Origin of the sequence: Burkholderia sp. 9777_1386 (genome assembly GCF_015712265.1) — a bacterium.
In the GTDB taxonomy this organism is placed as follows: Bacteria; Pseudomonadota; Gammaproteobacteria; order Burkholderiales; family Burkholderiaceae; genus Burkholderia; species Burkholderia cenocepacia.
Window position 1 is genome coordinate 1 of sequence record NZ_JACCQB010000022.1, and the last position, 16,254, is coordinate 16,254.

Genomic DNA, 16,254 nt, shown 5'->3' on the forward strand with positions numbered 1-16,254 from the left:
TCGCCGCTGGTGCCGATCTGCGTGCTGTCGCCGCTGGTGCCGATCTGCGTGCTGTTGCCGCTGGTGCCGATCTGCGTGCTGTCGCCGCTGGTGCCGATCCGCGTGCCGTAGCCGCTGGTGCCGATCTGCGTGCCGTAGCCGCTGGTGCCGATCTGCGTGCCGTTGCCGCTGGTGCCGATCCGCGTGCCGTAGCCGCTGGTGCCAATCTGCGTGCCGTAGCCGCTGGTGCCGATCCGCGTATCCGCAACACCGTTATCGGTGTGGTCCTTCGATTCGAGCTTCGGCAACGTCTTTGCCAAGCTGGTCGCGTCCTTCGCCAGGTCGAGCAGATACTTCACGGCGTCGGTGATGATCTGCGGGATGCCGATTTCGACATCCAACGTGATACGACGGGCCGCGACCTTCGAATCGCTACCGTCGCGGCTGATGTCGCCCGACAGGGTGACCTTGCAGAACCGCGACTGGTTGACGGGGTAGTACGCCCACACGTCGAGCGGGTTTTCGCAGGCATGGAACCCCGAACCGCACGCGCGGACCGGGCCGACGTGCTCGTACGTCTTGCCGACCTCGTACTGGAAGTCGCGGCAGCGCAGGTCCTTGTCGAAGCCCTTGTAGGCGACGATGGTCTTGTCGTCCATGTCAGGCCTCCGCGCAGGCTTTGATCAGCGCGGCGAACTGCTCCGGCTTCACTTCCGGCAGCTTCGTCGCGCCGAACTTCTTCAGCACGTCGATCGCGACTGCGCGGCCCTTCGTCTTCGCGAGACCCGTCACTGCGGCCGACGCCTGCTCGTACGTGACCGGAGCCGCGTCAGCATCCGGCGTGGTCTGCGCCGCCGGTTCGTCCGCAGGCGGCGCATCGCCAGCCGACGACGCACCGCTTTCGGAGCTCGCGCCCTTCTTCTCGGACGCATCGCCAGCTGCCGCAGTACGCGGGGTACGGGCAGGCGTCTCCTTCCCGGCATCCGGCTTTTTTGCGGATTCGGCCTCCGGCCGCGCGGCGATCGGTTGCAGGTTCAACGCGAGCAGCGTCTCCGTCAGCTTCAGGACGGCGGCGGTGTTCTCGGCGATGGTTTTCTCGATACTCATGACTTAGGACTCCTGATTCGTAGGCTGCAAGAAAGCAGCGAGGCGGGTGAACACTTCACCCGCGTCTTCGACGAGGGCAAAGAACTTGCGGGTGAATTCGAGGTCGTGACGCAGCTGCAGCGCGTTCTCAATGCCGTGCTCGCCGATCTCCTTCAGCAGGCCGATCGTCGTTTCCGTATCGGTGATGCCGGCGTCGAGCAGGTTCTTCACGTCCGTAGGGCTGGCGCCGAACTCGTCGAGTACGGGCTCGAGATCCAGCAGGCCCGAATCAACGATCGCTTCGAGCCGCGCGGCGAGCACGAGCTCTGCGGGCGTGACGGTGAGCGAATCGCGCTCGGCGTGGAGCACGTTGAGGAGTTCGCGGTCACTGAGCCGCGCGAGGTTTTCGACGGTCAGCATGATCAGCACCAGACGATGTCGGCGTATTCGATGGTCTCGAAACGCTCGTGGATGCGGTGGCCCGACGACGTGACGTAGTCGACGGAGTGGAGGACGCCGTAGCGGAGGTTGACGTAGGAGTGGTGGCGCATGATCACTCCTCGTTCGCGTGCAGCCCGCGCATCGCGACGAGCACGACACCGGTCAGCACGCAGAGCGTCGTGGCGACGCCGGCGAGGAAGCCGTAGACGAACTGGGTGGTGATCATGCCGCGCTCCCGAGCAGTTCGAGGGCGATGCAGATCGCGTCGCACGGATGCGCGGCGATCACGGTGATCTTGCCGGCGGTGCAGCGGACGCTATACAGACGTCCGGGGAGGATGGGGGTTGCGCTCATGGGCTCTGTCCTTGCAAGCAGTGATTTGCTTGTGCTTGCAAGAATAGAGACGCGCTATGCTTGTATCAAGATGTGAACAGCGGGTGGTACAAGTGACGCTTGTGTTACCAATCGGCAGTTACGAAGCCGGGTCCGTATGAAAGGAGATCATCTGCGGGGCGCCTTCATACGACAGCATGCAACTGATCAATTCAGTGGTCTTTTCGGCGACGACGATGCGGATGTCGAGCTTCAACATCTGCAATTCGCGCATGAACCGCGCGACGTGGTGCTCGATTTGCTCTCTGTAGTCATCCGGATACTTGCGCTCCGGGTCGCGAAGAAGGATAAGGGCGAGCAGATAGGCGCGCTTTACGCCTACGCCCTCGTCAATGCGTGACAGCCATAAGAGCCGCCAGAGATGCGCTTCGATCTGGTTCGACAGATTGTTTAAGACAGGATGGGATCGAAATACCCATTCGGCAGCCAGATTCGGTGACAAATAGTCGAACTGTCGCGTGTTATCGAACAGCGTCACCTGCTTCTGGAAATACGTGTGCGCGCCTGGGACCGCTTCAACAATTGCCCGCGCGACCCGATGCTCAAACTGGCGGTGCATTTCCTGAAATTTGAGGATACCAGGCGTGGCGCTTCGCGTTGACGGGCGAATTATCCGCGGAGTTGCGTTGCGCGCCGTCGCGTACGCAGCCTCCAGTTGTGCATGGTCGCACCCCAAAACTTCAGCTATCGCGATACGGTTTAGGGGACTTGGGCGGGTGGTGCGTTGTTCCGGATCCGTGTTTTCCCATTGCTGGACTGCTTGCGTGCTGGCCTTTCCGCCAGCCTTCGTAATGGCCTCCGCAAACTGACGATGGTTCAGTCCGGCGGCCTCCCGATGCTTCTTCAGGAAATCCGCAAGTGCGTGTTCAGGGTTCATATGCATGTCGGAATACAAGGAATACTTGTAGTCTAACAAGCAACAAGCGTGAAATCAAAGACTTGAGGATCTTTTAAGAATTTGCAAGCAACCGAAAGGCGGCATAGAATCATTACATGCTTGTAACATCGGTGCTTGTAAAAATGAGCCAGCCCAAACACGCTACCCCCGAACCCGGCATCGCCAAGGCCGTCCGCATCATCGGCGGCCAGGCGGCGCTGTCCGCAGAGCTGACGAAGCTCCTGACGCCGTGCGGAAAGAAGGTGTCCCAGCAGGCGGTGAGCCTCTGGGTGCGGAACGGCTACGTGCCGCCTGATCGCGTGCTGCTGGTCAGCGAATGCACCGGCCGCCGCGTGATGCCGCAGGAGCTGCTCGACCCCACCTTGCGCGAGATCATGCTCGCGATGATTTCTCCGGCGCCGCTCCCGGCCTGATCACGATGGGAACGGCCAATCCCCGTTTTTGCCTGCCGCGTCAGCACGTTTCGGCGCGACGGCCTGGCACAGGCGGGCGAGCTCCGCCTGCTGCATGCGCAGCCGCAGGTCGATCGCCTCGCCGTGCAGACGGAGCGCTTGCAGTAACAGCTTCGTTTCTTCGGTCTCCGCTTTCGCGACCAGCCCTTGGATCCGTTCGAGCAGCACGCCCGGCGTGACGTCTTCGAAAGGGTTTTGATAGGTCTGACTCATTCCTGCCTCCCTCCGTGTTGCTGATCCGCAATCTTGCCACGGTCGGGGGCTTTCTTTTTGCCCAGACATCATGAAACGTGATCTGACAACCTTTCCGCTCGACCTCGGCAGCGAATTGATCGTCGACAACTTTGCCGGCGGCGGCGGAGCCAGCACCGGCCTTGAGCGGGCGTTCGGGCGTCCGGTCGACGTCGCGATCAACCACGACCCCGAAGCGCTCGCGATGCATGCGGCGAATCACCCGCACACCGCGCACCACTGCGAAAGCGTATTCGATGTCGATCCGGTCGCGATCACCGGCAACCAGCCGGTCGGCCTCGTATGGCTGTCGCCCGACTGCAAGCACTTCAGCAAGGCAAAGGGCGGCAAGCCCGTGTCGAAGAAGATCCGCGGGCTCGCGTGGATCGCACTGCGCTGGGCCGCGACCGTGAAGCCGCGCGTGATCATGCTGGAGAACGTCGAAGAATTCGTGACCTGGGGCCCGCTCAGCGCCGACGGCCGGCCGTGCCCGAAGAACCGCGGCCGCACGTTCCGCTCGTTCGTGAACGCGCTCGCGCGCCACGGCTACCGCGTCGAGCACCGCGAGCTGCGCGCGTGCGACTTCGGCGCGCCGACGATCCGCAAGCGCCTGTTCCTCGTCGCGCGGCGCGACGGATTGCCAATCGTCTGGCCGACGCCGACGCATGGCGACCCGAAGAGCACGGCCGTGCGCGCCGGCGCGCTGCAGCCGTGGTGCACCGCAGCCGACTGCATCGATTGGTCGATCCCGTGCCCGTCGATCTTCGAGCGCGAGCGCCCGCTGAAGGACGCGACGCTGCGCCGCATCGCGCGCGGGATCATGAAGTTCGTCGTGAACAGCGCCGACCCGTTCATCGTGAAGTTCTCGCAGAACAGCACGGGCCAGACGCTCGACGAGCCCATTCACACCGTCATGGCCGGCGCGCCACGCTTCGGCCTCGTCGTGCCGACCGTCATGCACATCACGCACCAGGGCGACGACCGCACGCGGCCGGCCGACGCTCCACTCGCGACCATCACGACGGCGCAACGCGGCGAGCAGGCGCTCGTCGCCGCGACGCTGATCCAAACCGGCTACGGCGAGCGGTCTGGCCAAGCGCCGCGCGTGCCAGGCCTTGACAAGCCGCTCGGCACGATCGTGGCTGGCGGGGCGAAGCACGCCGCCGTGACCGCGTTCCTCGCGAAGCACTACGGCGGCGTAACGGGCACGCGCATCGACGTACCGGCCGGCACCGTGACGACCAGCGACCACCATTCGGTCGTGACCGCCCAACTCGTCGGATGCGGCGGCCGCGCCGCCCAGTCGCGCCCGCGCGACGCGAGCGAACCGACGGCAACGGTTACGGCGAAAGCTGACACTGCGGTCATCGCCTCCCACCTCGTGAAGCTGCGCGGCACCTGCCGCGACGGTGCGCCCGCCGACGAGCCGCTTCACACGATCAGCGCGGGCGGCACGCATCACGCCGAGGTTCGTGCGTTCCTGATCAAGTACTACGGCGAAGGCGGCCAGTGGCAGGACGCGCGCGAGCCGATGCACACGATCCCGACGCGCGATCGCATCGGCCTGGTCACGATCCACGGCGAGGACTATGCGATCGTCGACATCGGCATGCGCATGCTCACGCCGCGCGAGCTGGCCCGCGCGCAGGGCTTCCCGGACAGCTACGTGCTCGATCCGGTCGTGAACGGCAAGCCGCTGTCGAAGTCGGCGCAGGTGCGCATGATCGGCAACAGCGTGTGCCCCGACGTCGCGACCGCGCTGATCCGCGCGAACTTCTCTCACGAGCAGATGCTGCAGCAGGTGGTCGCATGACGACAACCAACCCGGAGGAGCGGGGCGCCGGCGCGCGCCCCGCCGACTGGCTGCACTTCGACCTCGTGCTCGGTCTCGGGCTCGACCTGCTGCCCGTCGTCTCCAATACGGCCGCCGAGCGCTCGCCCGACAGCAAGCTGCGCGACCTCGGCAAGACGCCGAGCCGGTACAACGCCGCGCGGCAGGTCGTCGGCATCGCCGGCTGGACCGGCTACGCTGCCAGCGACGACGAGCTCGCGCGCTGGGCCGACGAGCCGGACTACGGCATCTGCATCCAGACGCGCGCGGCGCGCGCGCTGGACATCGACGTCCCGGACCCGGACGCGGCGCGCGCGATCACCGACTTCATCGCGCTCTGGCTGGGCGACGACCTGCCGACGCGATTCCGCGCGAACTCGGGCAAGGTGCTGCTCGCTTTCTACATGCCCGGCGGGTTCGCGAAGCGCAAGCTCGTCGTCGACGGCGGGGTGATCGAGTTCCTCGCGACCGGCCAGCAGTTCGTCGCGGCTGGCCTACACCCGAGCGGCGCGCGGTACGAGTGGCGCGGCGGGCTGCCGGCGGCGCTGCCCGAGTTGGCTGTCGACGAGTTCGAAGCGCTCTGGTCGGCGCTCGCCAAGCAGTTCGCCGTCGAGCCAGCGGAGCAGGGCGACGCCCTGACGCCGCGACAGCGCGGGCCCAGCATCGCGGCGCCCGATCCGGTGGCCGACTGGCTGCGCGGCGAGGGGCTGGTGCTCGGCGAGGACCGCGAGGGCGCGCTGCAGCTGGCGTGCCCCTGGCAGCACGAGCACACCACGGGCGAGGCGGGCGACGGCTCGACGGTCTGGTTCCCGGCCGGCACGAACGGCTACGACCGCGGCCACTTCAAATGCCTGCATGGGCACTGCACCGGGCGCGGCGACGGCGAGTTCCTCGAGGCGGTCGGCTACGCCGAGACTGCGGCCGAGGAGTTCGAGGTCGTCGTGGCGTCGACGGCGGGCGCGGCAGAGCGCGAGCGGCCGCGCTACGTGCGCGACAAGCAGGGCAAGATCGAGGCGACGCTGGACAACGCGGCGAAGGCCGTGCGCGACCCGTACGAAATCGGGTTCGAGATCCGCTACGACACGTTCCGCGCCGAGATGATGCTGGCCGAGCGCGGCACGGGCGGCTGGCGACCGTTCGAAGACCAGGATGTCTCCGCGATCCGCATCCAGATGGAGCGGTGCGGGTTCAAGCGGCTGAGCAAGGAGCTCGCGCGCGATGCGATCGCACTGATCGCGAAGGAAAACCGGTTCGACACCGCCATCACGTGGCTCGAAGCGCTGCGGCACGACGGCGTGCCGCGCATCGACACGTTCCTGCGCGACTACCTCGGCGCGGCCGACACGCCGTACACCCGGGCCGTCAGCCGATACCTCTGGACGGCGCTCGCGGGGCGCGTGATGGAGCCCGGCTGCGAGGCGCCGATGGTCCCCGTGCTGATCGGTGGGCAGGGCGTCGGCAAGACGCGCAGCGTGAAGGCGATCAGCCCGGCGCGCGAGTTCTTCTCGGAGATGAACCTGGCCGACCGCGACGCGGACACCAGCCGGCAGATGCGCGGCAAGCTGGTGATCGAGCTGGGCGAGCTGCGCGGCCTGCACTCGCGCGACGCCGAGGCGATCAAGGCGTTCATCAGCCGGACCGACGAGAGCTGGATCCCGAAGTACGAGGAGTTCGGCACGACGTTCCCGCGCCGCTCCGTGTTCATCGGCACGTCGAACCAGTTGCAGTTCCTCGACGACGATACCGGCGAGCGCCGCTGGCTGCCGGCCGAGGTCGGGCAGTGCGACGCGGATGCGATCGCGCGCGACCGGTTGCATCTCTGGGCCGAGGCGCGCGACGCATTCATCGTCGAGGGCATCGCCTGGCAGGATGCCGAGCGGCTGGCGCGCGAGGTGCACGGCCGGCACAAGATTCAGGACGAGTGGACGCAGCTCATCAGCGACTGGCTCGACGCGCCGCAGGACTTCGCTGAGAGCGGAGAAACCAACGCAACGTGCGATTTTCTGCGCGTTTGCGACGTGGCGCGCGGCGCGTTGAAGATCGAGGCGCGTTCGCTGGGAAGGCGCGAAGAAATGCGGATTGGCAAATGTCTGCGCGCTTTGGGTTACGAGCGGGTGTCGAAATGGGTTGAGAAGCGCAGCGCTTGGGTATGGGCACGTGTTCCCTCACTACCTCTCACTACCTCTCACCTCCTAGGTAGTGAGGCGTAGAGGCTTATGCAGCGGTAGTTTCAAGGATTCCTCACTACCTCTCCACTGATTTTGTAACTAATAACAGGTGCGATAAAAAGTCGTATTACGGGAAACAGAGGAAATAGGTAGTGAGGGGTGGTGAGGTTGGAGAGGGAAGTGGGCTTGTAGTTTTTCGCAGATTGGTGCATCCGTCGTTAGGTGCAATTTTTTACGTGTTCGATAAGGAGTGCAAAATGAAAGCTGGAATTTCCCCCGCCCTCCACGCCCGGTTTCAACGCGAAGCGCGGGCGATGGGCTTGACGGTTGAGGCGCTGGTCGAGCGCGCGTTGTTCGCGCTCGCCGACGAGATCGATACCCAGCGCCATGCGGCGCGCATCCGGCCGCGCGGAAAGAGCGTGACGTCGGTTCTGATCGATGAGGTGAGCCATGGCCAAGGGCGACTTGCAGAAGGCCGCTGACGAGTTCTGCAACGCGCTGGCGGCCCGCGCTCTGGTGATCGCGATCGAGTGGGCTGGGAGCGCATCAGCGCTCGCCAGAGCGCTCGGCGAATCGCATCACAACGGAACGAAGTGGGCGCAGCGCGGGCACATCCCGGTACGCGCAGCCATCAAGCTGGCGAAGCTGCCGGGCTTCCCGTTGTCGGTGGGCGACATGTGCCCAGGTGTCGACCTAAGGCCATACAAGCTCCAACAGTGTCCGCGATGCGGGCGTCGCTCAAGGTATTGGGTGAGCGGAGGTGGGTCTTTCGCTATGTTAAGCGACCGTTTAAAAGCCGCCCGCGAGAAGGGCTGATTTCGGGCCGCGAGGCGCGCTTTTCGTCAGACGATTGGCCCGCCTCGCGCACCCGATCGAGACCGCGAAAAGCTTCATGCTGCGCTGCACAATCGATAATAACGCCCCCTTCGAATCGCGAGGTGCGTATAACTCATTGATTTCATTCAGTTGGTGCGCCGCACAATGATTTGACATAATGGGCATTATCGCATTCCGACCGCGTGTGCTGCCGATTTTATCTCGCATTGCGGGATTCTGTAAGAATTGTAATATTCTCCCGACCCGGAGGGGGTAAATCGCGACGTAAGGTAACGGTTACTACCCTGTTTCCGACGCGCGCCCAGCGACAAAGGGACCCGCCCGAGGCACACGCGCAATATTTTACGCGTTCAACCCAATCCGCAGCGCGCGGCGTCCAACAAACAAAAAGCCCCGCCGAAGCGGGGCCGACATCGACGCGCGACGCGCGATCAGAGTTTCGCGGCAAGCGCCTCCTTCAGGCCCACCAGCTTCGCCAGGCCCAGGCCGATCGACACGTCGACGAACTCGGCCTCGACGTGCGACAGGATCGTGTGTACGACGCCGACCACCTCGGCCGGCAGTTGCTCGAGGAGGTCGAGCGTCGAGAGCGGGGCGCCCTCGGCTGCCGGCGCATCACTTTGGCCGGCCGCGGTGCCGGAGTCGGGCGAGGCAGTGCTCGCAGACGATGCCGTAGCGCTTGCGGCAGCGCCGTCCGCAGGCGGCGCAACGCCTTCCCCCAGCGCAACAGCCTCGGCCGCCACGTCGGGCACGGCCTGCGCCGCGCTGCCGGCGAGCGGCGCGATCTGCTCACCAGGGCCAGCCGCGGGGATCCCCTCGGGCGCCGGCGCGACCGGCGTCGAGGGGAGGGAATCCGTCGCGCCGCCAGTCGAGGCAGCATCGACAGCAGTAGGCGAAGGGACCGGCGTCGAGGGCGCCGTCGCATCGACGGCAGGCGCGTTTCCCGCGTCGGGCGCCGGCGGCGCGTCGGTGGTTTCGGGGGTCAAGAGGTCGGACATTGTGGGCTCCTGGGGTGAACGCCGCGCACGGCGGCAAGGAAAGTGCGGTACGCGTCGCCGACGGTCTCGCCGGTGCCGACAACCGCGAACTGCGTGTGCTCGCAATGCCAGAGCCCGTCGTGCAGACGGAAGTGGCATTGCGAGATGTCTTTGGGCTGGTCCATGGAAAATCGAAAGCTTGGGTTTGCGGTGTGCGTGTGCTTATGATGTTTCGCAATCCTTAGAAAGTCCATGAATAAGCCACGCAACGCCATCGCAGGTCAGCCGATCGATACCGAGCCCGACGAGGCGCGGCGCGACGCATTCGTCGCCGCGTACTTCGAGACCGGCAAGCAGAGCGAGTCCGCGGCGATCGCGGGCGTGCACCGGAGGACCGCGCAGGAGTGGGTGAAGGCCGCGTGGTTCGAGAAGGCGCTGCGCGAGCTGCGCCGCGCGCGCGACAAGCGGCTCGACGCGCGCATCACGAAGATCCTCGACCAGTCGCTCGAGCAGCTCGAGGAACGGATCGAGAACGGCGATCGCAAGGTGATCACCGTCGGCCGCGGCGAGCACGCGCGCATCGAGGTGGAGAGCGTGCCCGTGCCCGCGCGCGACCTCGCGATCATCACCGGCGTGCTGTTCGACAAGCGCGCGGCGCTGCGCAAGGCGCCGGAAGAGGACGAGAACCCGGAGATGTCGGCGCTGGAGCGCATCGCGGACAAGCTGCGCGAGGCAGCGATCCAGCAGAAGGCGATGCGCAACGACGCTGCGGTCGACGTCGAGGCGCACGAGGTGGTCGGCGGCGCGCCGGCCGATGACGTGTCGGACCTGGTGTGAGGAGCGAACCGATGAACGGTTACGAATTCATGGACGCGCACCCGCTCTTGACGGTGATTCTGGCGTTTGTTGCAGCGTCGATCGTTTCTCGCCTGTATCGAGTCGCAATGGTGGCTGCTCGTGGCTGGCCGCCGGCGCACCTCGATGCCGACGGCGATTGGAAGAAGGAGGACTGAACATGCCCGCGAATTCCCGCGCCCATAAGGGCGAAAAGCGCAAGCCCGGCAAGTCGCCCATGAAGCGCGCCGAGCCGACCGGCAAGTCGCCCACCAGCAAGCAACTGCCGGAGCGGCAGCGCAAGCACCGCGCGAAATGAGGCTCGCATCTCAGCACCCCCGACTCGGCAAGCCGCACCTCGCGATGGTGTGCGGCCGCTGGGTTGCCGTGACCGATTCGTTCTGCTCGCGCCTGGATGCCGATCTGGCGCGCGCGTGGGCGCTCGGCCGCAACCTCGGGGCCTGACATGCCGCAGCTCGCGCGCTCGCCGACGCAGACGGTCCGCGTCACGCGGCCGAACCTGAAGCCGACGCGCACGAAGCTCGACGCCGCGCTGATCGAGGGGTTCCAGAAGGTCTACCTGTTCGACAAGTTCGACTCGCCGGCGCCGACCGCGGCGTTTCACCGGACGATGTGGGACGAGGCGGCGAACGAGGACAACCTGTACTGCGCCTGGGCGGCGCCGCGCGGGCACTCGAAGAGCACGTCGATCACGCTGACGTTCGCGCTCGCTGCGATCGTGTTCCGGATGCGCGATCACATCATGATCGTGTCCGACTCCGAGACGCAGGCGGTCCACCAGCTCAAGGAGATCAAGACCGAGTTCTACGAGAACGAGGATCTCTGCGCCGACTTCCGCGTGAAGCAGCTGCTGAAAGATACGGAGACCGAGATCATCGTCGAGTTCGCGGACGGGCACCTGGTGCGCGTCATTGCGAAGGGCTCCGAACAGCGCCTGCGCGGGCTGAAATGGCGCGGCAAGCGGCCGAACCTGATCCTCGGCGACGACCTCGAATTCGACGAGATCGTGACGAACCCCGAGCGCCTGAAGAAATTCAAGGGCTGGTTCTTCAAGCAGCTCCTGCCGGCCGGCGCGAAGGATTGCCTGATCCGCATCGTTGGCACGATCCTCGCGTTCAACTCGCTGCTCGCCGAGCTGATGGACGACCCGGGTTGGGTCACGCACCTCTGGGCCGCGCACGAAGCGTTCGACGATTTCTCGAACATCCTCTGGCCGGAAGCATGGACCGAGGAGCGGCTGCGCGCGGTGCGCCAGACGTTCGTGAACCAGGGGCAGGCCGACGCGTACTCCCAGGAATACCTGAACCGGCCGATCGCCGAGGGCAACGCATTCTTCGAGCGCGAGCACCTGCTCGACCTGCCGGATGAGTGCTATCGCGACTGGGAACTGGCGCCTGGCCGCCGGCTCGTCAACTTCTACGCGTCTGTCGACCTCGCCGTATCGACCCGGCAGTCGGCCGACCGCTCCGTGATCAGCGTCGCGACGCTCGACGCCGCGCAGTACCTCGACATCGTCGACTGCCGCAAGGGTCGGTGGGATCCGAAAACGCTGGTCGACCACATCTTTGCAGTGCAGGACGAATACGAGCCGGTGCTCTGGTTCGTCGAGTCGGGCGCGATCCTGAAAGCGCTCGGCCCATACCTGAATGAGGAGATGGCGCGCCGGAACACGTTCCTGTCGCTGCACCTGATGGTGCCGGGCAAGGACAAGGTCACGCGGGCCCGCTCGATCCAGGCACGGATGAAGGCCGGCCGCGTGCGCTTCGACAAGGGCGCGGATTGGTACGACGACGTCGAGCAGGAACTGCTGCAGTTCCCGCGCGGCGCGCACGACGACATCGTCGACACGCTCAGCCAGCTCGGCCTCGCGCTCGATGAGGTGATCGCGCCGCCGACCGAGGACGAGCTCGAGGAGCAGGAATACGCCGAGGAGCTGGCCGAGGCGAACCAGAGCGGCCGCAACCGCACAACCGGATACTGAGATGCAGATCGCACACCCCGTCAAGTTCGAGACGATCGTCGGATCGAACAACCTCGTCGAGCACATGCACGAGGACGACGTCGCGCTCGTCGGCGAGACCGTCCGCCGCCAGTACGACGCCGACAGGCAGAGCCGGTCGCAGTGGGAGGACCGGTACGCCGAGGCCGAGAAGCGCGTGATGCAACTCGCCGAAGAGAAGACGTGGCCGTGGCCGAAGGCGTCGAACATCAAATTCCCGCTGATCACGATCGCGACGCTCCAGTACCACGCGCGCGCCTACCCGGCGTTGGTGCCGAGCGGATACCCGGTGAAATGCCGCGTGATCGGCGACGACCCGGACGGGAAGAAGGCGCAGCGGGCGAAGCGCGTGTCGGAGCACATGAGCTTCCAGGTCATGGAAGAGGACGCCCAGTGGGAGGACTCGACCGACAAGGCGCTGATCGTCCAGGCGATTATGGGCTGCGCGTTCAAGAAGACGTACAACAGCTCCAGCCGGCGCTGCGTCGTGTCCGAGCTCGTGATGCCGAAGGATCTGGTCGTCAACTACTGGGCGAAGTCGCTCGAAACCGCGCCGCGGATCACGCACGTGATCGGCTTGTCGCGCGACGAGATCGAGGAGCGCGTGCGCCGCGGCCTGTTTTCGCGCGCGGCATCTCCGTCGGCGCCGGACGATGCGTCCGACGAGGAGACGCCGCGCAGCATGCCGGTGTCGAGCGTGATCACCGAGGCCGAGAACGAGATTTCCGGCATCCAGCCGCCCGCCGCGGACGACGACATGCCGATCATGCTGCTTGAGCAGCACTGCTGGATCGACCTCGACGGCGACGGGATGCGCGAGCCGTATATCGCGTCGGTGCGCGCCGACGATGGCACGCTGTATCGCCTGGTCGCGCGCTTCGAGGACGACCGCGTCGAACGCAACGAGAACGGTGAGATCGTGCGCATCGAGCCGGAGCAGTATTTCTCGAAGCTCGAATTTATCCCGGCGCCGGACGGCTCGATCTACGGGATGGGCTTCGGCATGCTGCTCGGCGCGGTGAACGACGCCGTCGACACGGCGATGAACCAGATGTTCGATGCCGGCACGATGTCGAATCTGGGCGGCGGCTTCCTCGCGCGCGGCATCCGCCTGAAGGGAACAGGCGAATACAGCTTCAAGCCGCAGGAGTGGAAGCGCACCGACTCGACGGCCGAAGACCTGCACAAAGGCATCTACCCGCTGCCGGTGCGCGAGCCGTCCGGCGTACTGTTCCAGCTGCTGAACCTGCTGATCGAGTGGGGCGCGCGGATCGGCATGGCCACCGACGCGGCGACCGGCGAGAACCCCGGGCAGAACCAGAAGGTCGGGACGACCGAAGCCGTGATCGAGCAGGGCGAGAAGGTATTCAACGGCATCTACAAACGCACGTATCGCGCGATGAAGCGCGAGTTCCGCCTCATCTACCGCCTCAACTACCTGGCGAAGCCGCTGTCGGGCCGCTTCGACTACGCCGACGACACCGGCAACGGCGGATACGCGCTCTGGGAGGACTACTTCGAGTCCAACAAGTCCGTGCTGCCGAGCGCGGATCCCACGATCGCATCGCGCGAGAAGCTGGTGCAGCGGAACATGACGATCCGCCAGCTGGCCGGCTCCATGCCGGGCTACAACCGATACGCCGTCGAGCGCCGGCTGCTCGAAAGCATGGAAGTGCCGAACATCGACGAGATTTTCCCGAAACCGGGCACGCCGGGCGCGCAGCAGCCGTCGCCGCCGCCGAACGTCATGGTCGCGCAGATCAAGGCGAGCGTCGAGAAGGCCAAGATCGAGGCCGCCGACCGCCGCCATCAGCTCGAGCTGATGGAAAACGCACGCCTGAACCAGGCCAAGATCATGCAACTCGAGGCTCAGGCGCTGAAGCTGCGCACGGAGGCCGGCGTCGCCGAGAACGGCCAGATCCTATCCCTGATGGATCAGGAACTGCGCGCCGCGAAGCAATTCCAGGATCAACTGACCGGGGCCATCGCCGGTTACTCGCAGATTTTCGACCAGATGGCACAAACGCAACCAGGAGCAAGCAATGGGAACACCCCTCAGCAAGGAGCAGTGGGAGGCATGGCAAACCCAGCCGGAAACGCTGGCGTTCAAGGCGTACCTCAAGGCTGAAATCGCGCTCGCGAAAGATGCCTGGGCGGCCGGCGAGCTGACAGCGGGCCGTAACGCGCAGGACATCGCCGTCGCGAACCTCGCCGCGGTCGAGAACGTTCGGTTCGCGCAGCGGGTCATCGACCTCGACTACGACGACGTCGTGCGCATTACCGAGGAGGTTGTGTCGTGAAGAACACTTCGGGATTCCAACCGCTGGGACACCGCTTGCTCGTCAAGCCGGATTCGGTCGAGAAGAAGACGGCCAGCGGCCTGCTCCTGGTCGAGGAAACGACCGGCCGCGACGAGATGGCGCAGGTGAAAGGCACGGTCGTCGCCGTCGGCGACGGCTGCTGGAAGGACACGCCGGTCGGCGACTGGTGCAAGCCGGGCGACCGGATCGTGTTCGGCAAATATTCCGGCCTGGTATGGGCCGGCCACGATGGCGCCAAGTACCGGATCTTGAACGATCTGGATGTGGTCGGCCTTGAGATGGAGGTGGAAAATGCAGGTTGACGAGCAAGTCGACGATCAGAACGTTGACACCCAAGATATTCAGGACTACCGTTCAACTGCAACGGAGCCCGGCGACGACACGACGGCGGGCGACGTCGAGGAACAGGCGCGCGCGCTGGGCTGGGTACCCGAAGAGGAGTACACCGGACGGGCCCCGTGGTCGCCCGCCGATGAGTTCCTCGAGAACCATTCGAAGCACAACGGCCAGCTGCGCAAGGCACTGGACCGTCAGGCGAAAGAGCTCGACGCTCTCAAAAAGCAGATGCAGGGCATGGATGCGGCTCACAAGCGCATCTTCGACCTGCAGATCAAAAAGCAGAAGGAAGAGTTCGATCAGCAGCTCGCCTTTTTGAAGGCGCAGAAGCGCGAAGCGATCCGGGCCGGCGAGCATGACCAGGCGGCCGAGATCGACGAGCAGATCGACACGCTCCGCGAGCGCGGCCCGGACCTCCCGGAAGCCCCCGACAGCACTGCATCGAAACCCAGCACTCCGCAGCAGGACTGGCGCAAGAACCCCGTGCTCGTCGAATGGGCTGAGCGTAATCCGTGGTTCGAGCGCGACGAGGACCTGTCGGCCTACGCCGGCGGGATGGGACAGCAAATCCGGCAGCAAAACCCCGGAATGCCGTTCCCCGAACTCCTCGAGGAAGTCTCGCGCCGCGTGAAGCGCGCGTTTCCGCACAAGTTCACCCGTCGCGGGAGCCCGGTCGAGGAAACGACGCCTGGCGCAACGTCGGGGTCGGCAGGCAAGGGCACTTACGCCTCGCTGCCGAAGGACGCGCGGGAGATGTGCGACGAGGCCGTCGCGGAAGGCGGGATCACCCGCCAGCAATGGGTCGAGCTGTACTACGGGTACGAAGAACGGAGGAAACGCTGATGCGCGCTCGTGAACGATTGGACGCCCTCGCCGCTACGGCGGATGCGAAGGGCTCGACGGAAGCGGCCGACCTGGTCGCGCAGGAAGTCACGCGCGAGGTGCGCGCGACCCGCGAACAGGCCGACCGCAACGTGAATGAAGCGCGCACGCGGCAGCGCGGCGTGTTCAACGGCACGAACAAGAAGCTGGACGTGCTGACGGAGATCCCGGGCTTTCACCTGCACTGGATCAACGACACGCCGGGCCGCCTGCAGCGCGCGATCTCGGGCGGCTACGACTTCGTCAAGAAGGACGAGGTCGAGCTGACCGAAAGCAACAAGGTCGTCGAGCGCAATTCGGATATTGGCGACAAGATCCGCGCGATCGTCGGCACGACGGACCGGAACGAGCCGTTGTACGCCTACCTGATGAAGATCCGGCAGGAGTGGTACGACGAGGACCAGACCGATGCGATGACGAAGGTCAAGCAAACGGAGGCCGACATGGTCCGTCAGGGCGGCATGAACGCTGATCGGATCGGCGAGAAGTACTTGCCGGACAACCGCCGATCGGCACTGGTGCGACGTGAAGGCGAATTCACGCGCACCGTGACGTGATCTGAACAGGG

General features: G+C 65.4%; 24 protein-coding genes. 15 read left to right on the top strand and 9 right to left on the bottom strand.

The window, feature by feature from the left end:
• The 6 genes from H0X91_RS17930 to H0X91_RS17945 form a co-directional block, all read right to left on the bottom strand.
• Nucleotides 1-638 (bottom strand): DUF7666 domain-containing protein (locus H0X91_RS17930; protein ID WP_442859780.1); only part of this gene is annotated, 638 nt, incomplete at its 3' end.
• A 1-nt stretch (nt 639) separates the two neighbouring features.
• A complete protein-coding gene (locus H0X91_RS17935; RefSeq protein ID WP_196433172.1) occupies nt 640-1,086 on the bottom strand; it encodes a hypothetical protein in 447 nt (148 codons plus the stop codon).
• A 3-nt stretch (nt 1,087-1,089) separates the two neighbouring features.
• Nucleotides 1,090-1,485: a hypothetical protein gene (locus H0X91_RS17940; RefSeq protein ID WP_196433173.1), complete on the bottom strand. Its 396-nt coding sequence runs from the start codon at nt 1,483-1,485 to the stop codon at nt 1,090-1,092.
• A 2-nt stretch (nt 1,486-1,487) separates the two neighbouring features.
• On the bottom strand, nt 1,488-1,616 hold the full coding sequence (locus tag H0X91_RS35245; protein WP_269062947.1) for a hypothetical protein: 129 nt from the start codon (nt 1,614-1,616) through the stop codon (nt 1,488-1,490).
• A 112-nt stretch (nt 1,617-1,728) separates the two neighbouring features.
• Nucleotides 1,729-1,860: a hypothetical protein gene (locus tag H0X91_RS35250; RefSeq protein WP_269062948.1), complete on the bottom strand. Its 132-nt coding sequence runs from the start codon at nt 1,858-1,860 to the stop codon at nt 1,729-1,731.
• Nucleotides 1,861-1,978: 118 nt separating this feature from the next.
• A complete protein-coding gene (locus tag H0X91_RS17945; protein ID WP_196433174.1) occupies nt 1,979-2,776 on the bottom strand; it encodes a helix-turn-helix domain-containing protein in 798 nt (265 codons plus the stop codon).
• Nucleotides 2,777-2,919: 143 nt separating this feature from the next.
• Here H0X91_RS17945 and H0X91_RS17950 point away from each other — a divergent pair, with 143 nt between their 5' ends.
• Nucleotides 2,920-3,210 (top strand): YdaS family helix-turn-helix protein, encoded by a 291-nt coding sequence (locus tag H0X91_RS17950; protein ID WP_196433175.1) that lies wholly within the window; start codon nt 2,920-2,922, stop codon nt 3,208-3,210.
• Here the strand turns inward: H0X91_RS17950 and H0X91_RS17955 are convergent, their stop codons facing one another.
• Complete coding sequence (locus H0X91_RS17955; protein ID WP_196433176.1) at nt 3,211-3,462, bottom strand: hypothetical protein; 252 nt, start codon at nt 3,460-3,462, stop codon at nt 3,211-3,213.
• Nucleotides 3,463-3,532: 70 nt separating this feature from the next.
• On the opposite strand from H0X91_RS17955, the gene H0X91_RS17960 reads away from it, so the two are divergent.
• The 4 genes from H0X91_RS17960 to H0X91_RS17975 all read left to right on the top strand — a co-directional run bounded on the left by H0X91_RS17960 (nt 3,533) and on the right by H0X91_RS17975 (nt 8,295).
• The gene (locus H0X91_RS17960) at nt 3,533-5,293 is read left to right on the top strand and encodes a DNA cytosine methyltransferase (protein WP_196433177.1); all 1,761 of its coding nucleotides are present in this window, start codon (nt 3,533-3,535) and stop codon (nt 5,291-5,293) included.
• Nucleotides 5,290-7,521, top strand: coding sequence for a VapE domain-containing protein (locus tag H0X91_RS17965; protein ID WP_196433178.1), 2,232 nt, complete (start codon nt 5,290-5,292; stop codon nt 7,519-7,521). Before H0X91_RS17960 ends, H0X91_RS17965 begins: the two co-directional genes overlap by 4 nt.
• Nucleotides 7,522-7,736: 215 nt before the next feature.
• Nucleotides 7,737-7,961 (top strand): hypothetical protein, encoded by a 225-nt coding sequence (locus tag H0X91_RS17970; protein ID WP_196433179.1) that lies wholly within the window; start codon nt 7,737-7,739, stop codon nt 7,959-7,961.
• Nucleotides 7,930-8,295 carry a hypothetical protein gene (locus H0X91_RS17975; RefSeq protein WP_196433180.1) on the top strand — a complete coding sequence of 122 codons (366 nt, stop codon included), beginning with the start codon at nt 7,930-7,932 and terminating at the stop codon, nt 8,293-8,295. Before H0X91_RS17970 ends, H0X91_RS17975 begins: the two co-directional genes overlap by 32 nt.
• Nucleotides 8,296-8,747: 452 nt before the next feature.
• Here H0X91_RS17975 and H0X91_RS17980 read toward each other — a convergent pair whose 3' ends face one another.
• Both H0X91_RS17980 and H0X91_RS17985 read right to left on the bottom strand, forming a co-directional pair.
• Nucleotides 8,748-9,314, bottom strand: a complete 567-nt coding sequence (locus H0X91_RS17980; RefSeq protein WP_196433181.1) for a hypothetical protein — start codon at nt 9,312-9,314, stop codon at nt 8,748-8,750.
• Nucleotides 9,299-9,478, bottom strand: a complete 180-nt coding sequence (locus H0X91_RS17985; protein WP_196433182.1) for a hypothetical protein — start codon at nt 9,476-9,478, stop codon at nt 9,299-9,301. Before H0X91_RS17985 ends, H0X91_RS17980 begins: the two co-directional genes overlap by 16 nt.
• 67 nt (nt 9,479-9,545) lie before the next feature.
• Here H0X91_RS17985 and H0X91_RS17990 point away from each other — a divergent pair, with 67 nt between their 5' ends.
• Genes H0X91_RS17990 through H0X91_RS18035 form a run of 10 tightly spaced genes read left to right on the top strand, consistent with a single transcriptional unit; the run spans nt 9,546 to nt 16,243 of the window.
• A complete protein-coding gene (locus H0X91_RS17990) occupies nt 9,546-10,130 on the top strand; it encodes a hypothetical protein (protein ID WP_196433183.1) in 585 nt (194 codons plus the stop codon).
• An 11-nt stretch (nt 10,131-10,141) separates the two neighbouring features.
• Nucleotides 10,142-10,306 (top strand): hypothetical protein, encoded by a 165-nt coding sequence (locus tag H0X91_RS17995; protein ID WP_196433184.1) that lies wholly within the window; start codon nt 10,142-10,144, stop codon nt 10,304-10,306.
• A gap of 2 nt (nt 10,307-10,308) precedes the next feature.
• On the top strand, nt 10,309-10,446 hold the full coding sequence (locus H0X91_RS18000) for a hypothetical protein (protein WP_196433185.1): 138 nt from the start codon (nt 10,309-10,311) through the stop codon (nt 10,444-10,446).
• Nucleotides 10,443-10,592, top strand: coding sequence for a hypothetical protein (locus H0X91_RS18005; protein ID WP_196433186.1), 150 nt, complete (start codon nt 10,443-10,445; stop codon nt 10,590-10,592). Before H0X91_RS18000 ends, H0X91_RS18005 begins: the two co-directional genes overlap by 4 nt.
• 1 nt (nt 10,593) lies before the next feature.
• The gene (terL, locus tag H0X91_RS18010; protein ID WP_196433187.1) at nt 10,594-12,129 is read left to right on the top strand and encodes a phage terminase large subunit; all 1,536 of its coding nucleotides are present in this window, start codon (nt 10,594-10,596) and stop codon (nt 12,127-12,129) included.
• 1 nt (nt 12,130) lies between these two features.
• Nucleotides 12,131-14,275 carry a portal protein gene (locus H0X91_RS18015; RefSeq protein WP_196433188.1) on the top strand — a complete coding sequence of 715 codons (2,145 nt, stop codon included), beginning with the start codon at nt 12,131-12,133 and terminating at the stop codon, nt 14,273-14,275.
• On the top strand, nt 14,190-14,447 hold the full coding sequence (locus tag H0X91_RS18020; RefSeq protein WP_196433189.1) for a hypothetical protein: 258 nt from the start codon (nt 14,190-14,192) through the stop codon (nt 14,445-14,447). Before H0X91_RS18015 ends, H0X91_RS18020 begins: the two co-directional genes overlap by 86 nt.
• Nucleotides 14,444-14,770: a co-chaperone GroES family protein gene (locus H0X91_RS18025; protein WP_196433190.1), complete on the top strand. Its 327-nt coding sequence runs from the start codon at nt 14,444-14,446 to the stop codon at nt 14,768-14,770. The genes H0X91_RS18020 and H0X91_RS18025 overlap by 4 nt, the downstream gene beginning before the upstream one ends.
• Nucleotides 14,760-15,647, top strand: a complete 888-nt coding sequence (locus H0X91_RS18030; protein ID WP_196433191.1) for a hypothetical protein — start codon at nt 14,760-14,762, stop codon at nt 15,645-15,647. The genes H0X91_RS18025 and H0X91_RS18030 overlap by 11 nt, the downstream gene beginning before the upstream one ends.
• Nucleotides 15,647-16,243: a hypothetical protein gene (locus H0X91_RS18035; RefSeq protein ID WP_196433192.1), complete on the top strand. Its 597-nt coding sequence runs from the start codon at nt 15,647-15,649 to the stop codon at nt 16,241-16,243. Before H0X91_RS18030 ends, H0X91_RS18035 begins: the two co-directional genes overlap by 1 nt.
• The last annotated feature ends 11 nt before the right edge of the window (nt 16,244-16,254 follow it).

Coding starts and splice junctions, on each gene's coding strand:
- H0X91_RS18015 (WP_196433188.1), top strand. CDS start 12,131: ATGCAGATCGCACACCCCGTCAAGTTCGAGACGATCGTCGGATCGAAC.
- H0X91_RS18035 (WP_196433192.1), top strand. CDS start 15,647: ATGCGCGCTCGTGAACGATTGGACGCCCTCGCCGCTACGGCGGATGCG.
- H0X91_RS17985 (WP_196433182.1), bottom strand. CDS start 9,478: ATGGACCAGCCCAAAGACATCTCGCAATGCCACTTCCGTCTGCACGAC.
- H0X91_RS17950 (WP_196433175.1), top strand. CDS start 2,920: ATGAGCCAGCCCAAACACGCTACCCCCGAACCCGGCATCGCCAAGGCC.
- H0X91_RS35245 (WP_269062947.1), bottom strand. CDS start 1,616: ATGCGCCACCACTCCTACGTCAACCTCCGCTACGGCGTCCTCCACTCC.
- H0X91_RS17945 (WP_196433174.1), bottom strand. CDS start 2,776: ATGAACCCTGAACACGCACTTGCGGATTTCCTGAAGAAGCATCGGGAG.
- H0X91_RS18030 (WP_196433191.1), top strand. CDS start 14,760: ATGCAGGTTGACGAGCAAGTCGACGATCAGAACGTTGACACCCAAGAT.
- H0X91_RS17990 (WP_196433183.1), top strand. CDS start 9,546: ATGAATAAGCCACGCAACGCCATCGCAGGTCAGCCGATCGATACCGAG.
- H0X91_RS17965 (WP_196433178.1), top strand. CDS start 5,290: ATGACGACAACCAACCCGGAGGAGCGGGGCGCCGGCGCGCGCCCCGCC.
- H0X91_RS35250 (WP_269062948.1), bottom strand. CDS start 1,860: ATGAGCGCAACCCCCATCCTCCCCGGACGTCTGTATAGCGTCCGCTGC.
- H0X91_RS17955 (WP_196433176.1), bottom strand. CDS start 3,462: ATGAGTCAGACCTATCAAAACCCTTTCGAAGACGTCACGCCGGGCGTG.
- H0X91_RS17980 (WP_196433181.1), bottom strand. CDS start 9,314: ATGTCCGACCTCTTGACCCCCGAAACCACCGACGCGCCGCCGGCGCCC.
- H0X91_RS17970 (WP_196433179.1), top strand. CDS start 7,737: ATGAAAGCTGGAATTTCCCCCGCCCTCCACGCCCGGTTTCAACGCGAA.
- H0X91_RS17935 (WP_196433172.1), bottom strand. CDS start 1,086: ATGAGTATCGAGAAAACCATCGCCGAGAACACCGCCGCCGTCCTGAAG.
- H0X91_RS17975 (WP_196433180.1), top strand. CDS start 7,930: ATGGCCAAGGGCGACTTGCAGAAGGCCGCTGACGAGTTCTGCAACGCG.
- H0X91_RS18000 (WP_196433185.1), top strand. CDS start 10,309: ATGCCCGCGAATTCCCGCGCCCATAAGGGCGAAAAGCGCAAGCCCGGC.
- H0X91_RS17995 (WP_196433184.1), top strand. CDS start 10,142: ATGAACGGTTACGAATTCATGGACGCGCACCCGCTCTTGACGGTGATT.
- H0X91_RS17940 (WP_196433173.1), bottom strand. CDS start 1,485: ATGCTGACCGTCGAAAACCTCGCGCGGCTCAGTGACCGCGAACTCCTC.
- H0X91_RS18005 (WP_196433186.1), top strand. CDS start 10,443: ATGAGGCTCGCATCTCAGCACCCCCGACTCGGCAAGCCGCACCTCGCG.
- H0X91_RS18020 (WP_196433189.1), top strand. CDS start 14,190: ATGGGAACACCCCTCAGCAAGGAGCAGTGGGAGGCATGGCAAACCCAG.
- terL (WP_196433187.1), top strand. CDS start 10,594: ATGCCGCAGCTCGCGCGCTCGCCGACGCAGACGGTCCGCGTCACGCGG.
- H0X91_RS17960 (WP_196433177.1), top strand. CDS start 3,533: ATGAAACGTGATCTGACAACCTTTCCGCTCGACCTCGGCAGCGAATTG.